This window comes from Bradyrhizobium sp. AUGA SZCCT0182, assembly GCF_018130185.1.
Lineage (GTDB): Bacteria > Pseudomonadota > Alphaproteobacteria > Rhizobiales > Xanthobacteraceae > Bradyrhizobium.
On record NZ_JAFCLY010000013.1, the window covers coordinates 84,241 to 104,153 of the forward strand.

The window sequence follows — 19,913 nt, forward strand, 5'->3', positions numbered from 1 at the left end:
ATGGCAAACCTCACTATCAACGGCAAATCAATCAATGTGGACGTCGAGGACGACACCCCGCTGCTATGGGCGATCCGGGAGAATGTCGGACTGACCGGCACCAAATACGGCTGCGGCATTGCACAATGCGGGGCCTGCACGATCCATATTGACGGCGTCGCAATGCGCTCCTGCGGCATCTCGGTCAGCGAAGCCGTCGGCAAGCAGATCACCACGATCGAAGGTCTGGCCGCCAGCGATGGCGCACTGCACAAGGTGCAGCAGGCCTGGATCAAGAACGACGTGCCGCAATGCGGCTATTGCCAAACCGGCATGATCATGGCGGTGGCGGCGTTGCTCAAGGACAAGCCGAAGCCGACCGACAAGGACATCGACGAAACCATCACCAATATTTGCCGCTGCGGCACCTTCCAACAGGTGCGCGAGGCAATCCACGCCGCCGCGAACGCTTGAGGGGGATGTCATGAACAAGCACATCACGCCCACGCTCAACCGCCGCGCCTTCGTCATTGGCACCGCCGCCGTCGCCGGCGCCGGGCTTTCGGTCGGCATGGATATCCCCTTCGGTGGACCGACCGTGGTTCGCGCCGCCGACGGATCGCCTGAGGTCAACGTCTGGGTGGTGATCCGCCCCGACGACACCGTCGTGATCCGCATCGCCCGCTCGGAGATGGGACAGGGCACACTCACAGGCCTCGCCCAACTCGTCGCCGAAGAGCTCGAATGCGACTGGTCGAAGGTCACCACGGAATATCCGACACCGGGTCAAAGTGTCGCACGCAAGCGGGCCTGGGGCGATTTCTCGACCGGCGGCAGCCGCGGCATCCGCACCTCGCAGGATTATGTCCGCAAGGGCGGCGCCACCGCGCGCATGATGCTGGTCCAGGCCGCGGCCAATGAGTGGAAGGTGCCGGTTTCGGAATGCACCGCCGCCAACAGCACCATCACGCACACACCGACCGGCAAGAAGACGACCTACGGCAAGGTCGTGGAAGCCGCGGCCAAGCTGTCGCCTCCCGCAGATGCCGACGTCAAGCTGAAGGATCCGAAGGACTGGAAAATCGCCGGCAAGGGCGTGTTGCGGCTCGATACCGCCGACAAGACCACCGGCAAGATGATGTATGGCATCGACGTCAAGCTGCCGGGGATGCTGAACGCCGCGCTGAAGGATTGCCCGGTCTTCGGCGGCAAGCTGAAGAGCTATGACGAAGCCAAGGTCATGGGCATGAAGGGCGTCAAGAAGGTGGTGCGGGTCAACGACTCGACCGTCGCCGTCGTCGCCGACACCTGGTGGCACGCCAAGACCGCGCTCGACGCGCTGCCGATCGTCTGGGATGAAGGCGAGAACGCCAAGGTGTCGAGCGAATCGATCGCCAAGTGGCTGGCCGAGGGCCTCGACAATTCGCAGCCCGCTTTTATCGGCAACCAGAACGGCGATGCCAAAGCCGCCATCGCCGGCGCCGCCAAAAAGATCGAGGCGGTGTACAACTATCCCTACCAGAACCACGCCGCGATGGAGCCGCTCAACGCCACCGCGCTTTACACACCCGACAAGTGCGAGGTCTGGACCGGAACGCAGAACGGCGAAGCGGCATTCGCCGCGGTGATGGAAACCTCCGGCCTGCCCGCCGACAAATGCGAGGTTCACAAGCTGATCCTCGGCGGCGGCTTCGGCCGTCGCGGCATGACCGACTATGTCCGACAGGCCGTCTCTATCGCCAAGCAGATGCCGGGCACGCCGATCAAGCTGTTGTGGTCACGCGAAGACGACATGCAGCACGGCACCTATCATCCGGTCACCCAGTGCAAGCTGACCGGCGCCTTCGACAAGGACAACAATCTGACGGCGCTGCATGTCCGGATCTCCGGCCAATCCATCCTCTTCACCGTGCGCCCGGCGGCTCTGGTCAACGGCATGGACACGGCCGCATTCCAGGGCCTCGCGCCCACCGGCGATTGGGCGATCGGATATAGTTTTCCGAACCTGCTGGTCGAACATTCGATGCGCAACCCCCACGTCCCGCCGGGCTTCTGGCGCGGCGTCAACGTCAATCAGAACGCGATCTATCTTGAGTGCTTCATAGACGAGCTGGCACATTCGGTCGGCGAAGACCCGGTCGCGTTCCGGCGCAAGTTGATGGCGAAGCATCCCAAACACCTCGCGGTGCTCAATGCGGTGGCCGAAAAAGTCGGCTGGGACAAGCCGCCGCCAAAGGGCGTGTACCGCGGCATCTGCCAGCACATGGGCTACGGCAGCTACGTCGCCGGTGCCGCCGAAATCTCAGTGACCGACGGCAACAAGATCAAGGTGCACCGTATCGTCGCTTCCACTGATCCTGGCCACGTCGTCAATCCGGCGCAGATCGAGCGCCAGATTGCAGGCTCGTTCGTCTATGGCCTGTCGGCTTTGTTCTACGGCAATTGCACCGTCAAGGACGGCCGCATCGAGCAGTCCAACTTCGACACCTACAATTCGATGCGGATCGCGGAGATGCCGAAGGTGGAGTCGGTCATCGTGCCGAGCGGCGGCTTCTGGGGCGGCGTCGGCGAACCGACGATCTGCGTCGCGGCGCCCGCCGTGCTCAATGCGTATTTCGCGGCTACGGGAAAACGCATCCGCTCGGTGCCACTGAAAGATCAGGATATCAGCTTCGCCTGACAACGCGGGCGGCGGCCTTCACCGGTCGCCGCCCCACCCACCTTTTCGGATGTCAACCGATGAAAGCGTTTTGCGTTGCCATTGGAATTGCAACCGCTGTGGCATGGAGTTCGCCGCTGCTGGCGGCGTCCATCCCTCCGCCTGGTGCGGCGGCCTGTTCCGGCTGCCATGCCGCTGGAACTGTGCCGGCCTCGCCGGTTTCGCGGCTGTACGGCCGTGACGCCGGCGATATCATGACCGCGATGACGGGATTTCGCGACGGTTCGCTTCCCGGCACGGTGATGAACCGCATCGCCAAAGGCTTCTCCGACGACGAGCTGCGCGCGATTGCGGCGTGGCTCGCGGCACAGAAGTAAGGGGGCCGCCATGGGCATCAACCATCGCATGAGCCGCCGGGAATTCGTTGGTGCCGGTGCTGCCGCAGTAACGGCGCTGGCGTTTCCGCTGCCCGCATTCGCACAAGCCGCGGCGCGCGTCATCGTGATCGGCGGCGGCTTCGGCGGCGCGAGCTGCGCCCGCGCATTGAAACAGATCGAGCCGAAGCTGCAGGTCACGCTGGTCGAGCCGAACCGAACCTTCACCGCCTGCCCGTTCAGCAACAACGTGATCGCCGGACTACGTTCGCTCGAGGAACAGCAATTCGGCTATGACAAGATCGCCGTCGGCGGCGTCACCGTGGTGGCGCAGGCGGCAACGGCGATCGATGCAAAGGCACGGACGGTCGGGCTCGCCGACGGCACGTCGCTCGCCTACGACCGGCTGGTGCTGTCTCCCGGCGTCGATCTGCGTTTCGAAGCGCTGCCCGGTTACGACGAAGCTGCCGCCGCAAAGATGCCGCATGCCTGGAAAGCCGGCGAGCAGACGCTGCTGCTGCGCAAGCAACTCGAAGCCATGGACGACGGCGGCCTTGTCGTGATCGCCGCGCCGGCCAATCCGTTCCGCTGCCCGCCGGGACCTTACGAACGCGCCTGTCTGATTGCGCATTACCTGAAGACCAAGAAGCCGCGCTCGAAGCTGATCATCCTCGACGCCAAGGACACCTTCTCCAAGCAGCGCCTGTTCCAGAACGCCTGGAAGGAGCTTTATCCGGGAATGATCGAATGGGTGTCGCTGTCACAGGGCGGCAAGGTGAACTCCGTCGACCCGGCGACCAACACGCTGATTACCGATTTCGGCAACCACACCGCGCAGGTGGCGAACGTCATTCCGCCGCAACGCGCCGGACGCATCGCCACCATCGCTGGCGCGACCGACAATACCGGCTGGTGCGCGATCGATCCCGTCACTTTCGAATCCAAATCGGCGCCGAACATCCACGTCATCGGCGATGCCTGTATTGCCGGCTCGATGCCGAAATCCGCGTTCTCCGCGAATTCCCAGGCCAAGGCTTGCGCGAGCGCGGTCGCCACGCTGATCGCGGGCCGGACGCCCGAGGCACCGAAGCTGATCAACACCTGCTACAGCCTGGCAGCCCCCGGCTACGGCTTCTCGGTCGCCGGCGTCTACCAGCCGAAGAACGGGCTGTTCGCCGACGTCGAAGGCGCCGGCGGCGTCAGCCCGGCGGATGTGCCGCGCGACTTCCGCGCGCGCGAGGCCGACTATGCGAATTCCTGGTTCGCGACCATCACGGCGGAAGTCTTTGGCTAAACTGCGCATGTCGGGTCCGATCCTTGCGGGCGCACTGCTCGCTTTGCCCGGCCTCGCTGCCGCGCAAGAGCTGCGCCGCTACGCCGTGACAGGCGACGCCATTGCGATGTCGCTGACCGGTGCGCCCGGCGATCCCGCGCGCGGGCGGACGACCCTCCTCAACCGCCAAAGCACCTGCATCCTCTGCCACAACGGACCGTTTCCGGAAGAGAAATTTCAGGGCGATCTGGCCCCCAACCTCGCCGGCTCCGGCAGCCGCTGGTCGGAAGGGCAGTTGCGGCTGCGGCTGGTGGACGCGAGCCGCCTCAATGAAGCGACGATCATGCCGTCCTATTATCGCGTGGACGGCCTGCATCGTGTTGGTCCGGTGTGGCGCGGCAAGCCGATCCTGTCGGCGGAACAGATCGAAGATATCGTGGCTTATCTGGTGACGCTGCGCGAATAGGAAGTGACGATGCAACACAAGGATTCCACACGCCGCCAGTTCCTCGGCCTCGCCGGCGGCGCGGCCGTGCTCGGCGCCGTTCCGATCGTGACGGTGCGGCCGAGCGAAGCGACGCCCGCCGAACTCGCATCCGCGATCCGCAGTGTCACCAATGGCGCGCAAGTGCGCACCGGCAAGGTCAAGCTCGACGTGCCGCCGCTGGTCGAGAACGGCAACACCGTGCCGCTGACCGTCAACGTCGCGAGCCCGATGGCGCCGGAGGATCACGTCCGCAGCATCCACATCTTCAACGAGAAGAACCCGCAGCCCAATATCGGCAACTTCCATCTCGGTCCGCATTCCGGCCGCGCGCAGGTGTCCACGCGGATTCGCCTCGCCGACAGCCAGAAGATCGTCGCCATCGCGCGGTTGTCCGACGGCTCGTTCTGGTCGGCCAGCGTCGACGTCGTGGTGACGCTGGCGGCCTGCACTGATGAGGTGATCTGATGGCCTCCGCACTGATCAACGTTCCCGCCAAAGCCAAACGCGGCGATATCATCGTGATCAAGACGCTGATGTCGCACATCATGGAAACCGGCTATCGGCATACCGCCACCGGCGAGGTGGTGCCGCGCGACATCATCACGAGTTTTGCATGCCGCTATAACGGCACCGAGATTTTTCGCGCCGATCTGTTTGCTGCGATCGCCGCCAACCCGTTCATCACCTTCTTCACCACCGCGACAGCGAGCGGCAAGTTCGAGTTCGAATGGATCGGCGATAACGGCTTTTCCGAAACCGCGTCGGCCTCGATCACCGTCGAATGAGATTGGCCGGCCTCATCGTTCTGTCTGCTCTGCTCGCGGTGGATGCCGCCGGCGCTGAAATTCCGCAAGCAGAACGCCGCTCCGGCGCCAGCTTCATGGCGCCGGCCACCAGGGCGATGCAGGACGACGACACGACAAATCCCGGCATGCTGTGGGTGCTCGACGGCGAGAAATTGTGGGCGGGCAAGACGGGCGTTGCAAACAAGGCCTGCGCCGATTGCCATCAGGACGCGCGCGCGAGCATGAGGGGCGTCGCGGCGCATTATCCCGCCTTCGACAAGGCGCTCGGCCGGCCCGTCGATCTCGAACAGCGCATCAATCTGTGCCGCGCCACTCATCAGCAGGCGACGCCGCTTCCTTACGAGAGCCGCGAATTGCTGGCGCTGACCGCCTTTGTGGCGCAGCAATCGCGCGGGGCTGCGATCGAGACCGGTAGCGATCCGCAGCTAGCGCCGTTCGTCGCCAAGGGCCGTGAGCTGTTCATGCAGCGGCAGGGCCAGATCAATCTCGGCTGCACCAATTGCCACGATGAGAATTGGGATAAGCGCCTGGCCGGATCGGCGATCACGCAAGGACACCCGACGGGTTACCCGCTTTATCGGCTGGAGTGGCAATCACTGGGATCGCTGCAGCGCCGGCTGCGCGCCTGCATGACGGGCATCCGCGCGCAGGCCTATGATTACGGCGCGCCTGAACTGGTCGAGCTGGAGCTGTATCTGATGTCGCGGGCCAAGGGCATGCCGCTGGAAGCCCCGGCCATTCGACCCTAGTCATGGGCCCCAAAGGGCCCAGACACAAAAATAGCGAAAACAACCCCATGCAAAGAAAGGATGGGCCCGGTCTCGCAGTCCTCGGTTACCGCTCCGCGAACGCTTTCTCGACCACGAACTGCGCCGCCTCGCCGTGATTGCCTTCGACAAAGCCCTTGCCGCCCAGCAGTGTGCGAGTGTCGGCGACCAGCGCCGGGCTGCCGCAGATCATGACGCGGTCATGCGCGGCTTCGAGCGGGGCAAGCCCGATATCCGCGAACAGCTTGCCGGAATTGATCAGGTCGGTGATGCGGCCGCGGTTGTGGAAGGGATCGCGGGTCACCGTCGGATAATAGATCAACTGGTTGCGCACGAGTTCGCCGATCAGTTCGTCGTTCGGCAGTTCCTTGGTGATCATCTCACCATAGGCGAGTTCGGCGACGCGGCGGCAGCCGTGCAGCAGCACCACCTTCTCGAAGCGCTCATAGGTTTCGGGATCCTTGATCACGCTGAGGAACGGGGCAAGCCCGGTGCCGGTGCCGATCAAATACAGGTTGCGGCCGTCCTGCAGATTGTCGATCACCAGCGTGCCGGTGGCCTTGCGGCTGACGATGATCTCGTCGCCTTCCTTGAGATGCTGGAGGCGCGAGGTCAGCGGCCCGTCCGGCACCTTGATCGAGAAGAATTCGAGCCGGTCCTCATAATTGGCGCTGGCGACGCTGTAGGCGCGCAGCAGCGGCTTCTCGCCGACCTTCAGCCCGATCATGGTGAACTCGCCGTTGCGAAAACGGAACGAGGGATCGCGCGTGGTGGTGAAGGAGAACAGCGTGTCGGTCCAGTGATGGACGCTGAGAACGCTTTCCTGATTGAAATTGCTCATCTTTCGATCCGATTGGAGGCAGATTGCGTCGGCAAAATCATTCGTGTACGATCATTCGTATACGAATGAATAATCCTTCTTGATCCCGCCGTCAAGCCGCGGGCAAGATGGCCGGCAACGCCCCGAAGGCATTGAACAACAAGGAAAATCCGATGGCGCACGACGCACCCCAGGCAAGCGGCCCGAGCAAGCTGGTGATCCGCAATATCGGGCTGCTGCTGTCGGGGATGCTGGAAAAGCCGATCCTGGATGCCGACGCCATCGTGGCCGAGAACGGCAAAATCACCGCGATCGGCCGCCTCAAGGACGTCGACACCGAGGGCGCCACGACCGTCGTCAATGCCAACGGCACCACGGTCGCCCCCGGGCTGATCGACAGCCACGTCCATCCCGTCGCCGGCGACTGGACGCCGCGGCAGAACCAGATGGGCTGGATCGACAGCTATCTGCATGGCGGCGTCACCACGATGATATCAGCCGGTGAAGTCCACATGCCCGGCCGTCCCCGCGACGTCGTCGGCGTCAAGGCGATGGCGATTTTCGCGCAGCGCGCGTTCTGGAATCTGCGGCCCGGCGGCGTGAAGATCCATGCCGGCGCGCCCGTGATCGAAAGCGAGATGGTCGAGGACGATTTCAAGGAGCTCGCCGCGGCCGGCGTCAAGCTGCTCGGCGAGGTCGGCCTCGGTGGCGTCAAGGACGGGCCGACCGCTCGCAAGATGGTGGGATGGGCGCGCAAATACGGCATCCAGAGCACGATCCACACCGGCGGGCCTTCGATCCCAGGTTCCGGCCTGATCGACAAGGACGTGGTGCTGGAAGCCGACACCGATGTGGTCGGCCACATCAATGGCGGCCACACCGCCCTGCCCGACGACCAGATCCGCTGCATCTGCGAGGGCTGCAAGCGCGGCTTGGAGCTGGTTCACAACGGCAACGAACGCTCGGCGCTGTTTACACTGCGCACCGCGCGCGAGATGGGCGACCTCCACCGCGTCATCCTCGGCACCGACGCCCCGGCCGGCTCCGGCGTGCAGCCGCTCGGCATTTTGCGCATGGTGTCGCTGCTGTCATCGCTCGGCGAACTGCCGGCCGAAATCGCCTTCTGCCTCGCCACCGGCAACACCGCCCGAATGCGCGCGCTCGACTGCGGCCTGATCGAGGTCGGCCGCTCCGCCGACTTCGTCATCATGGACATGGCGCAGCATTCACCGGGAAAGAACCTTCTGCACAGCGTGCAGCTCGGCGACCTGCCCGGCATCGGCATGACCATCATCGACGGCATCGTCCGTACCCAGCGCAGCCGCAACACGCCGCCGGCGACACGGCTGCCGGAGATCGTCGGGCATTAGACGCACGCGCCGCGGCAACGTAGAGTCCGTGTAGTGACCAAAGCGACGTTAGCGCCGCGGTCAGGCGCCTCGCGCCCTGGATAAGGTCGCGGACGGCAGCTCTGCGAATTGGCGCCGATAGATTTCCGCGGACCGCCCGAAATGCGTGAAGCCATAAAGCGCGGCCACAGCCGTGACGTTTGTCTGCTGTCCGGGACGCGATAAAGCGCGGCGCGCTGCATGGAGACGAAGTTCGGCGAGCAGCGCTGCTGGCGGACGGCCGAAAGCCTCCACGCAGCTTAAATGAAGCGTTCGTTCTTTTGCGGCAACTGCGATGCAAAGTTCGGTAATGCCTGGCGGATCGTCGAGCCGTCCATGCCGAAGATCAAGAACGGCCCTCGCAACACTTGCGCGGCGGTGCGAGGACTCAATGAGCTCTGCAGTGTCCAGGACAATGTCAAAAATGCCCGTCTCGATCTGCGACAAGCTTTGCCCGCCCAGATGATCATTCGGCTGCGTCCGGAGTCTTTGCAACAGAGACGTAGGGTGCCGGCTACTGTCGAGAAAAAGGAAGGACATTGATATTGACGTATTCAACGGCAGAAAGCGCGATGAGAAAGTGATACAAGCGATATCCCGGCGCAGCGTTTTCATCGGGGCATTTCTCATGATTAGCATTTCCTTCATTCCCGCTGCGAGCGCTCAGAACAGCGACACATGCACGCAAGTCGCCGATGCCTACGGCCGGATCGTCACGACCTGCCGGTAAGGTCTTCTAAACGACAGACAAGAACCGCGGCGCTCTGGAGCTCTGCGGCTTCCTAACCAGCACTCGGCTTAACGAAACGCATTCAGCGTTTCCGAACGGAGGAGGCAAAAATGAAGCTCTCGATTTCGCTGTCAGCGCTGCTGATCGCCGGGTCCATGGTCGCAAGCACTGAACAGGCCAGCGCCGTCGTGTACTGCCAGTACATCTCTTATCCGGCGGGCTGCGTCGTAAGGCCCGGCGTCCGATTGGTGGCGCGCCCGGTCGCACGGGCCGTGGTGACACCCGGTGTCGGTGCCCGAGGTGTCGGAGTGCGTCCGGGCACGCCTATGAACCGTGGTGGTCCGGTGAATCGCGTCGGCAGGCGCTGAGGTCTGCGGGTTGATCTTCCGGAAAGTAGAGATGCGCGCCCGCCGGATCCAGGCCGGTCTGATCCTCGCGATCGGGATCGCCGCATTTTCGCCCGCGGAGGTCAGCGCGGACGAGAACGGTTATTCGTTCTGGTTGCCCGGGCAGTTTGGCAGTCTTGCGGCCGCGCCCGGCGTGCCGGGCTGGGCGATGGCGGAGGTATAATTACCACACCTCGGTTGCGGCTCCCGGCGCCGTCACTGCCGCCCGGCAGATCCAGGTCGGCAGATTTCCCGCAAACGTGAATGTCAGCTTGAATGCAAGTCTGACCGGACATGCGGACGCCATCCTGCTCAACCCCAGCTATACGTTCGCAACGCCCCTGTTCGGCGGCACGGAGTGAGGGCGGAAGACAATCCGGACACTCTGGAAAATCGGCCCTTGATCGCTGGATCGCCATCGCGCCCGGCGGGTCGGGCCAAATTTTGTGATTTCGCCTCCAAAGCCATGAACGAATTGCCGGCCGGTCACGTCAAATGCGGACGGCCTGCGCCGCAGCCTGCTGCGCCGTCCGAGCATTCGAGGGACATTTGAAGAATTTACCGCAAATTGCCGGCGGGGTGGCGGGTGCGGCAGTTGGCTTTGCCGCCACCTTGCTGATCGTCGAACTCGTCGGTTCTGGAAACCGCGCCGACCCCATCGGTTCCGCGCTGCTGGCGGTGTTCGTCTTCGCGCCGGCCGGGGCGATCGCAGGCCTCGTACTCGGTACCAAGCTCGCGATGCGGATGCGCGGAGGCGAGAACACCGGCAGCCTGGCCGGCAACAGCTTGAGGGCATTCGGTGCGCTGATCCTGCTCTGCGCCGCCGCCGGCACGGCATACTACGTCTACGCGGTCACGACAGCCACGCCGTGGCTCAACCCGAACGCCGCCACCCCGCTTCTCCAATTCGAAGTCCGCCTTCCCGCGGGCGCGGCGTTGCCGGCTTCCGCGGCAGACGTCGCGATCGAGTTGCAGACCGATCAGAACAGCATGCCGGGCGCGCCAAGATTCAACCAGTTCCGCCGCGACGGCGAGCGGCCGGTGATCGCAGGCGACGTCGAGCTCGCCTTTCGTACCGCCCATCGCCAACTAGAGGTCAAGATCAAGGGCCAGCCCGCCCGCGTGTACCGCATCGGACTGACCGCCAAGGCGCCGCACGCCGCTCAGCTCGGACCCTGGCAACCGAACGCCGACGGCAGCGAAATCCGCTATCGGGCCAAATGGCCCGGACGCGATTGACCGGCCGCCGCCCCACCTGCCCTCGTCAAATTGCACATCTGAGAATCCATACTCACTATCGTGATTAAGGATTCTCAGATGTGCGATGGCACACCCAATTACGCATCAGATTCTATATTCACCAAAACTTCCCCGGCGATGATTTCAGGGTCTCCAAGATTTAGATCATGCAGGCTTGCTTGAACAAACTCCAGTACCTTCTCGTTCGCCGCATTGGCGCTTTCGCGGTCCTCGAATATCATTACAGCGACACCGACGCCGTCGCCCCCATCCAGTACATAATAGGATCTGAATCCGTGCGATTCCCTTAGCATCTGACCGACGCCGCTTTTGGCGCGGCGAGCAGCATCCGCAACCGAGCGAACCTTGGTGTACTTTCGAATGACTATGTACATGAGGCCACCCATGCTTTCGGTTCCAGCCCCACGCATCAAAGCATATCGGGCCGCTGCTGGACTAGAGCCTTATCGGTTCTGATTGAAGCAGAACCGAAGCTCCAGACTCTTGTTCTGACGCGTTTTCTTCACGCGAACCGGTATCCACTTCGCTCGAAACGCTAGAGCCTGCTTTCGAGATGGGTCAAACAGAGAAGCACTCACTGCGAGCAAATGGCTTCCGGGTTACCCCTGAAAGCGGACGTGGCTCGACGTCGCGGCAATGTCGGCTTTGTGCCACAAGCGGCCCTGAGCATCCGCAGCAAGGTGTGCGGATCGAAGCGCCGTTACTCGATCACGGCATAGCCCCGCGCTAAGATCAACGGCGGAACTTGTCAGCTTGAGTTTTTTCCGCCATCTGTCGCTCCTGACGCCCGAGGATTTGCGATGAGCGACATGCCCGATTTCCACAGTAACAAGGAACCCTTCGAGGTGGTCTTTTCCCCGTGGCGGGAGGATCTCGCAAAGAGGATCATCAAGCGACTGCACGAAAAAGGGGTTCAGGTTTCGTATAGCAAAATGAAGTACAACACGTTTGCCACAGGAGAAATCCTGCCAGACGTGCCACAATCCGTGAGAGGCAAGCATGTCTACTTCCTGCATGACCTACTGGCTGAGGATCCTAACATCGCGCTCATGAGGTATCTCCTCTCGGCCGACGCCCTCACACGTTCTGATGTCGCTTCGATCACCTGCGTCTTCCCGAACATCCCGTATTTGCGCCAGGATCGCCGAGAGCCGGACGACCGCGCGTCGATATCCGCAGCCGTCGTATTGCGACTCATCGAGGAAAGCTCTCCCAGGATCCGTACGATCATCACCTATCACATGCACGCTGCGCAGGAGACGGGATTTGTTCGGCTTCCGATCGCGAACCTGCCGGGCTATGTCGATCACATCCGACATCTCAAGCAGGAACGCGGCGAAGATCTTGGAGATGCGGTAATCGCGGCGCCGGATCTAGGCGCATCGAAATATGCTCGCCGGATCCGTAAAGCGATCGGTTCGCGCTACCAGATCGCGATCGTTGATAAGGAGCGTGATAACGGAGCGACGCGTCCGCTCGACGTCATTGGCGAACCGGTGAAGGGCCGCCGGGTCATCATGTTCGATGACATCATCGATACGGGCGGCTCGATCCTCGGCGCCGCGCAACGCCTTCAGGATGAAGGCGCACTCGACGTCGAAGTCCGGTGCACGCACGGTCTTTTCAATGGCGATGCTATACAGCGGTTCCGTGGCGCTGGGCTCCGCGTCGTCATGCTCGATACGGTTTCGCGCCCGCAGAGTTTCCACGAGAGCGAGCGATCGTGGCTTGCGATCCTTCCCATTGACGACATGCTCGCTGCCGCGATGCACCAGACGATGCAGGTGGCAGGCTCGGTAAGCCAGCTGGTCCGCTAGGGCTTCCGCTGAGGCTTTTGGTTAGTCTCGGCAGCCGCGATCACGTCCTTGAGACTGAAATGTCCGTGCCGGGTTAAAAACGGAAGTCGCGGCCTTGCGGCGGGACGTCTGCTTTGCCCCGGTAAGCGGACACGGCTTTTCGCGCCGTTAAGCCGCGGGTGCCATCTGCTCGCGCAGCGCTCGCTCGCTGTGACGCTGTTCAAGGGCGGCAATGGTCACCTTGAGATTGTCGCGCCGCTCGATCAGCGTCCTCGCCAGTATCGGATATTTGACGTCGGATCGGTCGGAGACCCGGCTGCGCTCTTCTTGGGCTGCGATTTCAAGTTCGATCAGTTGAACGGTGCGAACAAGATCAGCCAACATCTTACCTATTGCTGCGACCTCTCGCACTGCACTTTCGCGCGCTGTCTCAAAACGAGCTTGTATGTTCATTTGCGTGCTCCCAATGGCCTGGTTCGGCACATCTTGTGCATGGATGCCGAACAGCTGACACACCCATCGCAAGCCGTTTGCCAATTACGGCCCGTAAGAACACGGTGACCGGAACCCATCGGCCCCCCCGGGGGCCTTCGGCCTCGCGCGGCCTACATCGGAAAGGAACCTGCACACATAGTTTTCCCCCAGCGGCCCCCGATAAGAGATGGGGTTTTCACAGCGCAATATCCGTCGAGAAATAAGTTCTTGTGATCGGAGTGGATCTTACAACCATGAATATCCGAACCAACTGTTGGTGGAATGTTGTTCCAACCCTGGAGACCCCCGTGGGCGAAGTCATCCGTTTTGTTCCGAAATCCGAACTCGAGCGAGCCCGTTTAATCCGGGAAGCCCGCGCGATCTACGAAAGCATATTCCCATCGGATCATGCCGTCGGCAGCGCGCAGCATGACCGCAGGGAATGAGCGCGCCGGGATTGCGGCGACAGGTGCACTCAATCGACGGTTGGCCGGAAGACCATTGATCGGGCGCCAACGCCGAATTGGTGCACTGTCACCGTAATACAGCGCAATACGTTACTACGCAGCGCAATACCCAACAACAAACACGGGCCATGCGGGCGTTACACCACATGGCCTCTGTTGGGACTGTCCCCGACGGCGAGGGAATTCCATCCTCTATCCAATAAAACGCAGATAGCGTCCGGGCGTTCCGGGCCAGTTATGTTTGGTGGCGCCTTCGGAACTGCAACCTTTTTTGATTACGTGAATTTAGTTCATGGGTCTCGGGGCTTCGCAAGACTGCGAGGCACGCAATGCATGATTTATCGCCAGCCGACGCCTTTCTTGTCGTCGCAACCCTGGGGACCGCTACCCTGATCGAGATCGCTGCGTTCATCCTCATAGGGTTGATCTGAGAGCGTTCCGCGAGCTTACTCTGAAGTTGACATGACGAAGCCAACAAGAGGCCGCCGGCTATAGGCGTGCCCGGTGCGGCTTCGTCAGGCCGACCGTGGGCGCTAATGCAACTCGAAATGAATGTCCGTTCCCGCAAACCCTGTGCGGCGCTAACCCTCATGCGGAATCTGAACAGAAGGGGTAAAATCCCCTAGGGTCCACATCCGAGGAGCATCAACATGAAGCGACACATCCCGGAGGAATTTTTCACCAGGTTGATCGACTGGAGTCCCTTCGTGATCAAGGGCAACGAGGTGCCGCCCCGAGTTCCTGATGAAGATGAGGAAGACGAAGAAGACGAAGAGGACGAAGAAGGCAACGGCGACCAACCACCGGTCGTGCGCGAGCCCGACGAAGACTAGAATAGCCTGCAATTGGCAGTTGGCGTATAGTGCCTCGCATGAGTTGGGATGCGAAAGACATAGCGCTGCTCAAAGAACTCTGGGCCGTCGGACAGAGCGCCGCGCAGATCGCGCGCCGTTTCGGATGTAGCCGAAACGCGGTCTGCGGCAGGCTAACTCGTTTGGGCCTGAAACGCGGTCACAAGCCGCCAACAGCAAAACCCAATATAAGGGCGGTCCCGAAGCGAAGGTCGGTGTTGTTAGCCGACTGTGCCCGACCGGTGGCGAAGGATGTGGTGCGGAAGACAGTAGCGAGGCAGCCCAAGAAATTCAGCAAGCGCGAGCTTTACGCCATGCTAGCTGACGCGGTCAGGAATACGGGCTAGCCCGCCCACCGCGACATCGTTGCGGCGCTGCCTCTGCACCTCGTTCAGTTCGAACGGTTTCCTTGATGCCGGCAATCCCCGATGCACCTGAACGCGCCATGCGGTAATCTGATCTCGCGCCATCGCTCCAACAACCCCATCTGAGGCCACCCGCTGGCCCTCACAGTGTGCTAATCTGAGCGGGCACGATCCCCTGTCTTCGGCCCGGAGCCGTTGCACCGTGACCCATGATCATAACCCGGCATGGAACGAGGATAGCCGCTTCTCCGGTGCCCTCGACGATGTGATCATCATCCCGCTTGTTTCTGTCGCGCTCGCCGCCAACAAAATCCTGCGTTTCATTCTTTCGATCTTGATGCGCCTGCTCGACTACGCCTTCCCGTTGGCAATGCAGGTGGTCTGGCTTCCGCTCTTCGCTGTCAGGGTTCTCGGCAATGTCATCGTTACTGTCATAAACGGCGCATTGCGCTTCCTGCCCCTTTCCGAGACGAAACGTCGACAGTGGGGTACGTCGATCCGCCGGAACTGGTCGTGGCTCCGGCGCAAGATCAGTTATCGGGCGTTCGAACATGCTGTGTACCGCGCCTTTGAAAGCGGCATGGCATGGGTGTTCCGAAAATGCCGGCACCTGACGCCGAACACCGCATTGCTCGTGATCCTGGGCGCGGTGCTTTGGCTCCCGATCTCCTTCGGGGCTGCAACGGCGATGCACGCGGTATTGTTTGCCAAGGTCACGTCCTGGCCAGCCTGGATGCAACTCCTGCATCCGCTCGCAACGGTCATCGCCAAGAGCAAGCTGTTGGTGCTGCCGGTGTACCCGGCAGCCTGGCCACAGGCCCGGAAACATCCGTTCGTGCGGCGCGTATTCAAGAGCTATGAAACCATCAGGCGCCTGTATGTGATCAAAAAGATCGGTTTTCGCTATCGGCAGGCAGAGACCGCCGGCGACGCGGCGGTCGAGAGGCTCGAACGCACCGCCGGCCTCACATCGGCGGTAAGGTGGCTGCGCGGGGTGCATGTCGCCGAACGGTTCGGCGTGGAAAGGCCTACGCAGAAGTTGCGTTCGTTCTTCTCGCGATGGTCGATTCAGTTTTCAGCCGAATACTACGAAGCGAAGGAACGGCAGCCTCAGATATCCCATCATTAAACGGCAGCAAGCTGCGAACGCAGAGATGATCATCCATCTCGCGCGGTCGACGGCCGTGGCTGGCGGCCTGGCCGGCGTCAGGTATCAAAAAGACACGCCGCCGGGATCGAAATGGATCGCCCGGCGGCGCTTATTCCTGAACTGGGACACTAAAATTCCCAGCACTGCATACACTGCACGCCTTGTGCCACAGAGCCATGACATCCGGCCGTGGCTATACCCGCCCTTCCTGAGAAGTCCGCTCATAGGGGCAGATCGGGCCTCTCCGGTCGACGGTCAGAACGATGTGATGGATCCAAAGCCGGCCAACCTCATCGGCGAATGCCGGTCCGGCGCTGGCCGCGCGACGCCACTCCCTAGATCAAGGGCGCGCCTCCCCATCCCGAAGAATTCACGATGCCAGCGCGGTCCGAAGCATCCGCGCGAGATCGGAGCTGAGGTAAGGCTTCGGCAGTAGCAGCACGCCGGCATCGAGCCGGCCATGGTGGACGATGGCGTTCTCGGTATAACCGGACGTGTAAAGCACCTTTAGTCCCGGACGGCGTTTCAGCGCCTCGGTCGCGAGCTGGCGGCCGTTCAGTCCCCCGGGGATTATCACGTCCGTGAACAATAGATCGATGCGTTCGGGACGATCAATGATTGCCAGCGCCTCGGCAGCGTTGCCGGCGGCCTGTGTGTGGTACCCGAAACGGCTGATCTGCGCCACGACGTATTCGCGCACCAACGCGTCGTCCTCGACAATCAGGATGGATTCGTCGCCGTGTTCGCCCCCCGAGTTGCCGGTCTCGGCGGCCAGCGCGTCCGGGAGACCCGCCGCCTGCGGAAGGTAGAGCTTCACGGTGGTGCCGTGGCCCTCTTCGCTGTAGATCTTGATGTGTCCGTTCGACTGTTTGACGAAGCCGTAGACCATGCTGAGACCGAGCCCCGATCCCTTCCCGACCTCCTTGGTGGTGAAGAACGGTTCAAACACCTTGTCGAGCAGGCTGCCGGGAATTCCCTCCCCTGTATCGCTCACCGCGATCATGACGTAGTTGCCCGGATTAACCTCGCTGTTCATGCTGGCGTAGTTCTCGTCGAGCACGACGTTCTTGGTTTCGAGCGTCAGCTTGCCGCCGTTCGGCATGGCGTCACGCGCATTCAGTGCAAGGTTCAGGATCGCAGTCGAGAGCTGGCTGGGATCAATCAGGGCCGGCGCGGAATAGTGCACCAGCATCGATTCGATTTCGATCTGCTCGCTGAGGGTCGGTCGTAGCAACCGTACTGCATCGATGACCAGGACGTTGACGTCAGTGTTGCGCGGCTGCAGCGGTTGTCGACGGGCGAAGGCCAGCAGATGCCGCGTCAGGTCGGCCCCCCTCGCTGCGGCGGCGCTGATCATATCGGTGATCTGGCCGAGATGCGGGCGATCCTTGACCGCCTCGCCGAGGATTTCGATGGTGCCGGTGATCACGGTCAGAATGTTGTTGAAGTCGTGCGCGACACCACCGGTGAGTTGGCCGATGGCTTCCATCTTCTGCGCTTGCCGGACCTGGGCTTCGCTCGCCTCTATCTCCTGAAAACGTTTGACCATGGCCTCGGCCTTGCGCCGTTGTCGGATTTCTTCCTCAAGTGCCGCATTGGCCTGCTGAAGCTGCCTGCGTGTCGGCAGCACCAGGATTCGCGGCAGCATCAGCAGCAGTGCCGCCGTGATCGCGACCGATATCAGCGCCAGGACGCCTTTGGTAACGGCCTCGATGCCGTAGGCCGGCACCCACAAAGTGAGGATCGACAGCAGACGGGTCACCCCGCAGAATGCGGCGAAGATGGCGAATGTCCAGAATACGCCGCGGAACATAACATCGCGGCGTCGCCACACGAAAAACCCGAGGACGAACGCGGTAGCAAAGAAGGCGCCGGCGAGCATGGCGTCGGAAACGGCATTCAGCCAGATCAATTCCGGCTTCCACAGCAGGCACGCGCCATGCGGGGTGAGCGTCGACATGTCCACAATATCCTATTTGAGTTGAGACAATGTTAGAAAGCCCACTCGATAGACCTTTCTCAATTCCTGCCCATTCGCATCAGGGAAGCCGAGCCACCACGCGATGACCGAGCCGCCGAGAACGTCGAGGAAGCGCGCCGGTTCATGGCAACTCCGTCCCGGGCTAAGGCCGATATTTTCGATACTCAGAACGATAGCACGCAGGGGCTCCGCGGCGTGGGAGATAATCCGTGGTGCACCGCCCCCGCGGTCCCACCTTCCCTGTCCTGACCTGCTGATGATGTCGGGTATTGGCGCTTTTTTCGGACCTGAAAGGTCTGGCTGAAGTTGCCCCTTGCTGAGGGCAAAGCGGACTCCAGTTGCACACTCAGACTTATCAGTTTGACCCAAACCGGACATCTCACCTGTCGGCACTTGGATGGCCGACGTGGCTATCGCCGAGTTGGTGGTCACATGCCGTTCGCCAGACAGCCTAAGCCTGCTATAGTTCGGCGATAGCGCGGAGAGCGACCAGCGAGGTCACATGCGGCGACGCCAGTTCATAACTCTTCTGGGCGGAGCGGTGATGTGGCCGTTTACGGCAAGAGCACAACAGCCGGCAAGAATGCCGCGCGTCATAAGTCTCGCCCCGGTCCACGTTGCGTCGCAGGCGGAAGGAACCCGCAGGATTTTGAGGGAGCTCGGCTACGTCGAAGGACGTAATATTCGTCTTGAGTTTCGGGACGCGGCGGGGAATGTTGATGCGCTCCCTCGGCTGGCGCAAGAGTTAGTACGAGAGGGCGGCATCGACGTCATTCTCGCGATAAGCACGCCAGCCGCGCTGGCTGCTTACAAGGCAACTCAAACAATTCCGATTGTCGCGCTCACCGCTGTTGACCCGGTCGGGTCGGGATTGGCGGATAGCCTCGCGCGTCCCGGCCGCAACGTAACCGGTATCGCGGTTTTTTCCGAGGAAACCACAGAAAAGCGCGTCGAACTGATGCGGGAGGTTGTCCCGCGCGCCCTCCGCCTCGGGACGGTGACGACAAAGCTAAGCAGCGGTGCACAGAGCCTGGCACCTGTCCTGGAGACCGGCCGTAAGCTCGGTTTTACGGTCGAGTCCATCAACATCGATGACCCCGCTAATCTTGCGAAGGCTTTAGGCCCGGAAGTCCTTACCAGATTTGACGCCCTCGTGTTTGTCCCAGACGCCTTGATCAGTGCTCACATGGCAGAGGTCATCAAGCTGGTCGGCGCGAGCAACAAACCTGCAATCTTTCCTTCGCCCGACTGGGTCGCTAACGGCGGCTTTATGTCGTTCGGGCCGGACTTCTCCGATGCTAACCGTCAATTGATCTCGCAGCTTGATCGCGTTCTGAAAGGCGCGAAGCCAGGCGACCTGCCTTTCGAACGACCTACCAAGTTCTATCTCCGGATCAATCTCCGCGTCGCAAAAGAACTGGGCATCGAGCTGCCTCCGGCCGTCCTCACGCGCGCCGACGAGGTGATTGAGTGAGCGTGCCGACTTTCGATTGAGGCACCTTTGGGACATGGCGATCACATCGAAGCGGCGGAGCGCGCTCCTCGCCGTCAAAGGACCTACTCGAGACGACGTATTCGATCTCACCGCGCGTCATGCCGATATCCATTAGCGCCCGATCGCTCAGGCTGCACAATTCATCCTGCGAGCGTCCGCGTTGACGCCATTCTTGAAACGCACCCCAACAACTCCTGAGGGCGCTGAAGATGCGCGACGTAGAGTCGGCCGTATGTCCCAATCCGCCTGCACTATGGGTCATGCTCATTGTGGTTCTCCCGGGCAGGTACTGCCCCAGAAGAGGATGCCAAGGCGGGGCACGCCCCGCTTAACATTGGGCTTACATTTACCTCACCAGCGGCTTACTCTTTGCGCTCTAGCGGTGCCGGAGCTCCCGATTGACGA

24 protein-coding genes are annotated in these 19,913 nt (G+C 61.8%); 18 read left to right on the forward strand and 6 right to left on the reverse strand.

What is annotated here, in order from left to right; all coding sequences use genetic code 11:
* The 8 genes from JQ611_RS16125 to soxA are packed head-to-tail and all read left to right on the forward strand — an operon-like array spanning position 1 to position 6,327.
* On the forward strand, positions 1 to 453 hold the full coding sequence (locus tag JQ611_RS16125; protein ID WP_192734853.1) for a (2Fe-2S)-binding protein: 453 nt from the start codon (positions 1 to 3) through the stop codon (positions 451 to 453).
* Between the two features lie 10 nt (positions 454 to 463).
* The gene (locus JQ611_RS16130; protein ID WP_212265081.1) at positions 464 to 2,659 is read left to right on the forward strand and encodes a molybdopterin cofactor-binding domain-containing protein; all 2,196 of its coding nucleotides are present in this window, start codon (positions 464 to 466) and stop codon (positions 2,657 to 2,659) included.
* A gap of 59 nt (positions 2,660 to 2,718) precedes the next feature.
* Positions 2,719 to 3,015 carry a cytochrome C gene (locus JQ611_RS16135; protein ID WP_212265082.1) on the forward strand — a complete coding sequence of 99 codons (297 nt, stop codon included), beginning with the start codon at positions 2,719 to 2,721 and terminating at the stop codon, positions 3,013 to 3,015.
* 16 nt (positions 3,016 to 3,031) lie between these two features.
* Positions 3,032 to 4,306 (forward strand): FCSD flavin-binding domain-containing protein, encoded by a 1,275-nt coding sequence (locus JQ611_RS16140; RefSeq protein ID WP_409411278.1) that lies wholly within the window; start codon positions 3,032 to 3,034, stop codon positions 4,304 to 4,306.
* 7 nt (positions 4,307 to 4,313) lie between these two features.
* Positions 4,314 to 4,751 (forward strand): sulfur oxidation c-type cytochrome SoxX, encoded by a 438-nt coding sequence (gene soxX / locus JQ611_RS16145; RefSeq protein WP_212265084.1) that lies wholly within the window; start codon positions 4,314 to 4,316, stop codon positions 4,749 to 4,751.
* A gap of 9 nt (positions 4,752 to 4,760) precedes the next feature.
* On the forward strand, positions 4,761 to 5,237 hold the full coding sequence (locus JQ611_RS16150; protein WP_192734858.1) for a SoxY-related AACIE arm protein: 477 nt from the start codon (positions 4,761 to 4,763) through the stop codon (positions 5,235 to 5,237).
* Positions 5,237 to 5,557, forward strand: a complete 321-nt coding sequence (soxZ, locus tag JQ611_RS16155; RefSeq protein ID WP_212465973.1) for a thiosulfate oxidation carrier complex protein SoxZ — start codon at positions 5,237 to 5,239, stop codon at positions 5,555 to 5,557. The genes JQ611_RS16150 and soxZ overlap by 1 nt, the downstream gene beginning before the upstream one ends.
* Entirely contained in the window at positions 5,554 to 6,327 is a 774-nt protein-coding gene (gene soxA, locus JQ611_RS16160; RefSeq protein ID WP_212265086.1) for a sulfur oxidation c-type cytochrome SoxA, read from the forward strand. Before soxZ ends, soxA begins: the two co-directional genes overlap by 4 nt.
* Positions 6,328 to 6,412: 85 nt before the next feature.
* Here the strand turns inward: soxA and JQ611_RS16165 are convergent, their stop codons facing one another.
* On the reverse strand, positions 6,413 to 7,186 hold the full coding sequence (locus JQ611_RS16165) for a ferredoxin--NADP reductase (protein ID WP_192734861.1): 774 nt from the start codon (positions 7,184 to 7,186) through the stop codon (positions 6,413 to 6,415).
* Positions 7,187 to 7,338: 152 nt separating this feature from the next.
* Between JQ611_RS16165 and JQ611_RS16170 the strand changes: the two genes are divergently transcribed.
* Complete coding sequence (locus JQ611_RS16170) at positions 7,339 to 8,535, forward strand: amidohydrolase family protein (RefSeq protein WP_212265159.1); 1,197 nt, start codon at positions 7,339 to 7,341, stop codon at positions 8,533 to 8,535.
* Positions 8,536 to 8,595: 60 nt separating this feature from the next.
* On the opposite strand, the gene JQ611_RS16175 is transcribed toward JQ611_RS16170, so the two are convergent.
* Positions 8,596 to 9,168, reverse strand: a complete 573-nt coding sequence (locus JQ611_RS16175) for a helix-turn-helix domain-containing protein (protein ID WP_212265087.1) — start codon at positions 9,166 to 9,168, stop codon at positions 8,596 to 8,598.
* A 225-nt stretch (positions 9,169 to 9,393) separates the two neighbouring features.
* On the opposite strand from JQ611_RS16175, the gene JQ611_RS16180 reads away from it, so the two are divergent.
* The 3 genes from JQ611_RS16180 to JQ611_RS16190 all read left to right on the forward strand — a co-directional run bounded on the left by JQ611_RS16180 (position 9,394) and on the right by JQ611_RS16190 (position 10,908).
* On the forward strand, positions 9,394 to 9,651 hold the full coding sequence (locus tag JQ611_RS16180) for a hypothetical protein (protein WP_212265088.1): 258 nt from the start codon (positions 9,394 to 9,396) through the stop codon (positions 9,649 to 9,651).
* Positions 9,652 to 9,682: 31 nt separating this feature from the next.
* The gene (locus JQ611_RS16185) at positions 9,683 to 9,853 is read left to right on the forward strand and encodes a hypothetical protein (protein WP_212265089.1); all 171 of its coding nucleotides are present in this window, start codon (positions 9,683 to 9,685) and stop codon (positions 9,851 to 9,853) included.
* A gap of 365 nt (positions 9,854 to 10,218) precedes the next feature.
* Positions 10,219 to 10,908 carry a hypothetical protein gene (locus JQ611_RS16190; RefSeq protein ID WP_212465974.1) on the forward strand — a complete coding sequence of 230 codons (690 nt, stop codon included), beginning with the start codon at positions 10,219 to 10,221 and terminating at the stop codon, positions 10,906 to 10,908.
* A 98-nt stretch (positions 10,909 to 11,006) separates the two neighbouring features.
* On the opposite strand, the gene JQ611_RS16195 is transcribed toward JQ611_RS16190, so the two are convergent.
* Entirely contained in the window at positions 11,007 to 11,303 is a 297-nt protein-coding gene (locus tag JQ611_RS16195; protein WP_212265160.1) for a hypothetical protein, read from the reverse strand.
* 426 nt (positions 11,304 to 11,729) lie between these two features.
* Between JQ611_RS16195 and JQ611_RS16200 the strand changes: the two genes are divergently transcribed.
* A complete protein-coding gene (locus JQ611_RS16200; RefSeq protein ID WP_212465975.1) occupies positions 11,730 to 12,746 on the forward strand; it encodes a ribose-phosphate pyrophosphokinase in 1,017 nt (338 codons plus the stop codon).
* A 147-nt stretch (positions 12,747 to 12,893) separates the two neighbouring features.
* Here JQ611_RS16200 and JQ611_RS16205 read toward each other — a convergent pair whose 3' ends face one another.
* Positions 12,894 to 13,262, reverse strand: a complete 369-nt coding sequence (locus JQ611_RS16205) for a hypothetical protein (RefSeq protein ID WP_249133213.1) — start codon at positions 13,260 to 13,262, stop codon at positions 12,894 to 12,896.
* Between the two features lie 245 nt (positions 13,263 to 13,507).
* Here JQ611_RS16205 and JQ611_RS16210 point away from each other — a divergent pair, with 245 nt between their 5' ends.
* The 4 genes from JQ611_RS16210 to JQ611_RS16225 all read left to right on the forward strand — a co-directional run bounded on the left by JQ611_RS16210 (position 13,508) and on the right by JQ611_RS16225 (position 16,011).
* On the forward strand, positions 13,508 to 13,645 hold the full coding sequence (locus tag JQ611_RS16210) for a hypothetical protein (protein WP_212265092.1): 138 nt from the start codon (positions 13,508 to 13,510) through the stop codon (positions 13,643 to 13,645).
* Between the two features lie 671 nt (positions 13,646 to 14,316).
* Entirely contained in the window at positions 14,317 to 14,499 is a 183-nt protein-coding gene (locus JQ611_RS16215; RefSeq protein WP_212265093.1) for a hypothetical protein, read from the forward strand.
* A gap of 38 nt (positions 14,500 to 14,537) precedes the next feature.
* A complete protein-coding gene (locus JQ611_RS16220) occupies positions 14,538 to 14,864 on the forward strand; it encodes a GcrA family cell cycle regulator (RefSeq protein WP_212265094.1) in 327 nt (108 codons plus the stop codon).
* Positions 14,865 to 15,084: 220 nt separating this feature from the next.
* Complete coding sequence (locus tag JQ611_RS16225) at positions 15,085 to 16,011, forward strand: hypothetical protein (protein ID WP_249133214.1); 927 nt, start codon at positions 15,085 to 15,087, stop codon at positions 16,009 to 16,011.
* A gap of 391 nt (positions 16,012 to 16,402) precedes the next feature.
* On the opposite strand, the gene JQ611_RS16230 is transcribed toward JQ611_RS16225, so the two are convergent.
* The gene (locus JQ611_RS16230) at positions 16,403 to 17,992 is read right to left on the reverse strand and encodes an ATP-binding protein (RefSeq protein ID WP_212465976.1); all 1,590 of its coding nucleotides are present in this window, start codon (positions 17,990 to 17,992) and stop codon (positions 16,403 to 16,405) included.
* A 604-nt stretch (positions 17,993 to 18,596) separates the two neighbouring features.
* Here JQ611_RS16230 and JQ611_RS16235 point away from each other — a divergent pair.
* Positions 18,597 to 19,487: an ABC transporter substrate-binding protein gene (locus JQ611_RS16235; protein ID WP_283814726.1), complete on the forward strand. Its 891-nt coding sequence runs from the start codon at positions 18,597 to 18,599 to the stop codon at positions 19,485 to 19,487.
* Here JQ611_RS16235 and JQ611_RS16240 read toward each other — a convergent pair.
* Entirely contained in the window at positions 19,459 to 19,776 is a 318-nt protein-coding gene (locus JQ611_RS16240; RefSeq protein WP_312012011.1) for a DUF1127 domain-containing protein, read from the reverse strand. The genes JQ611_RS16235 and JQ611_RS16240 overlap by 29 nt on opposite strands.
* Positions 19,777 to 19,913: the final 137 nt, after the last annotated feature.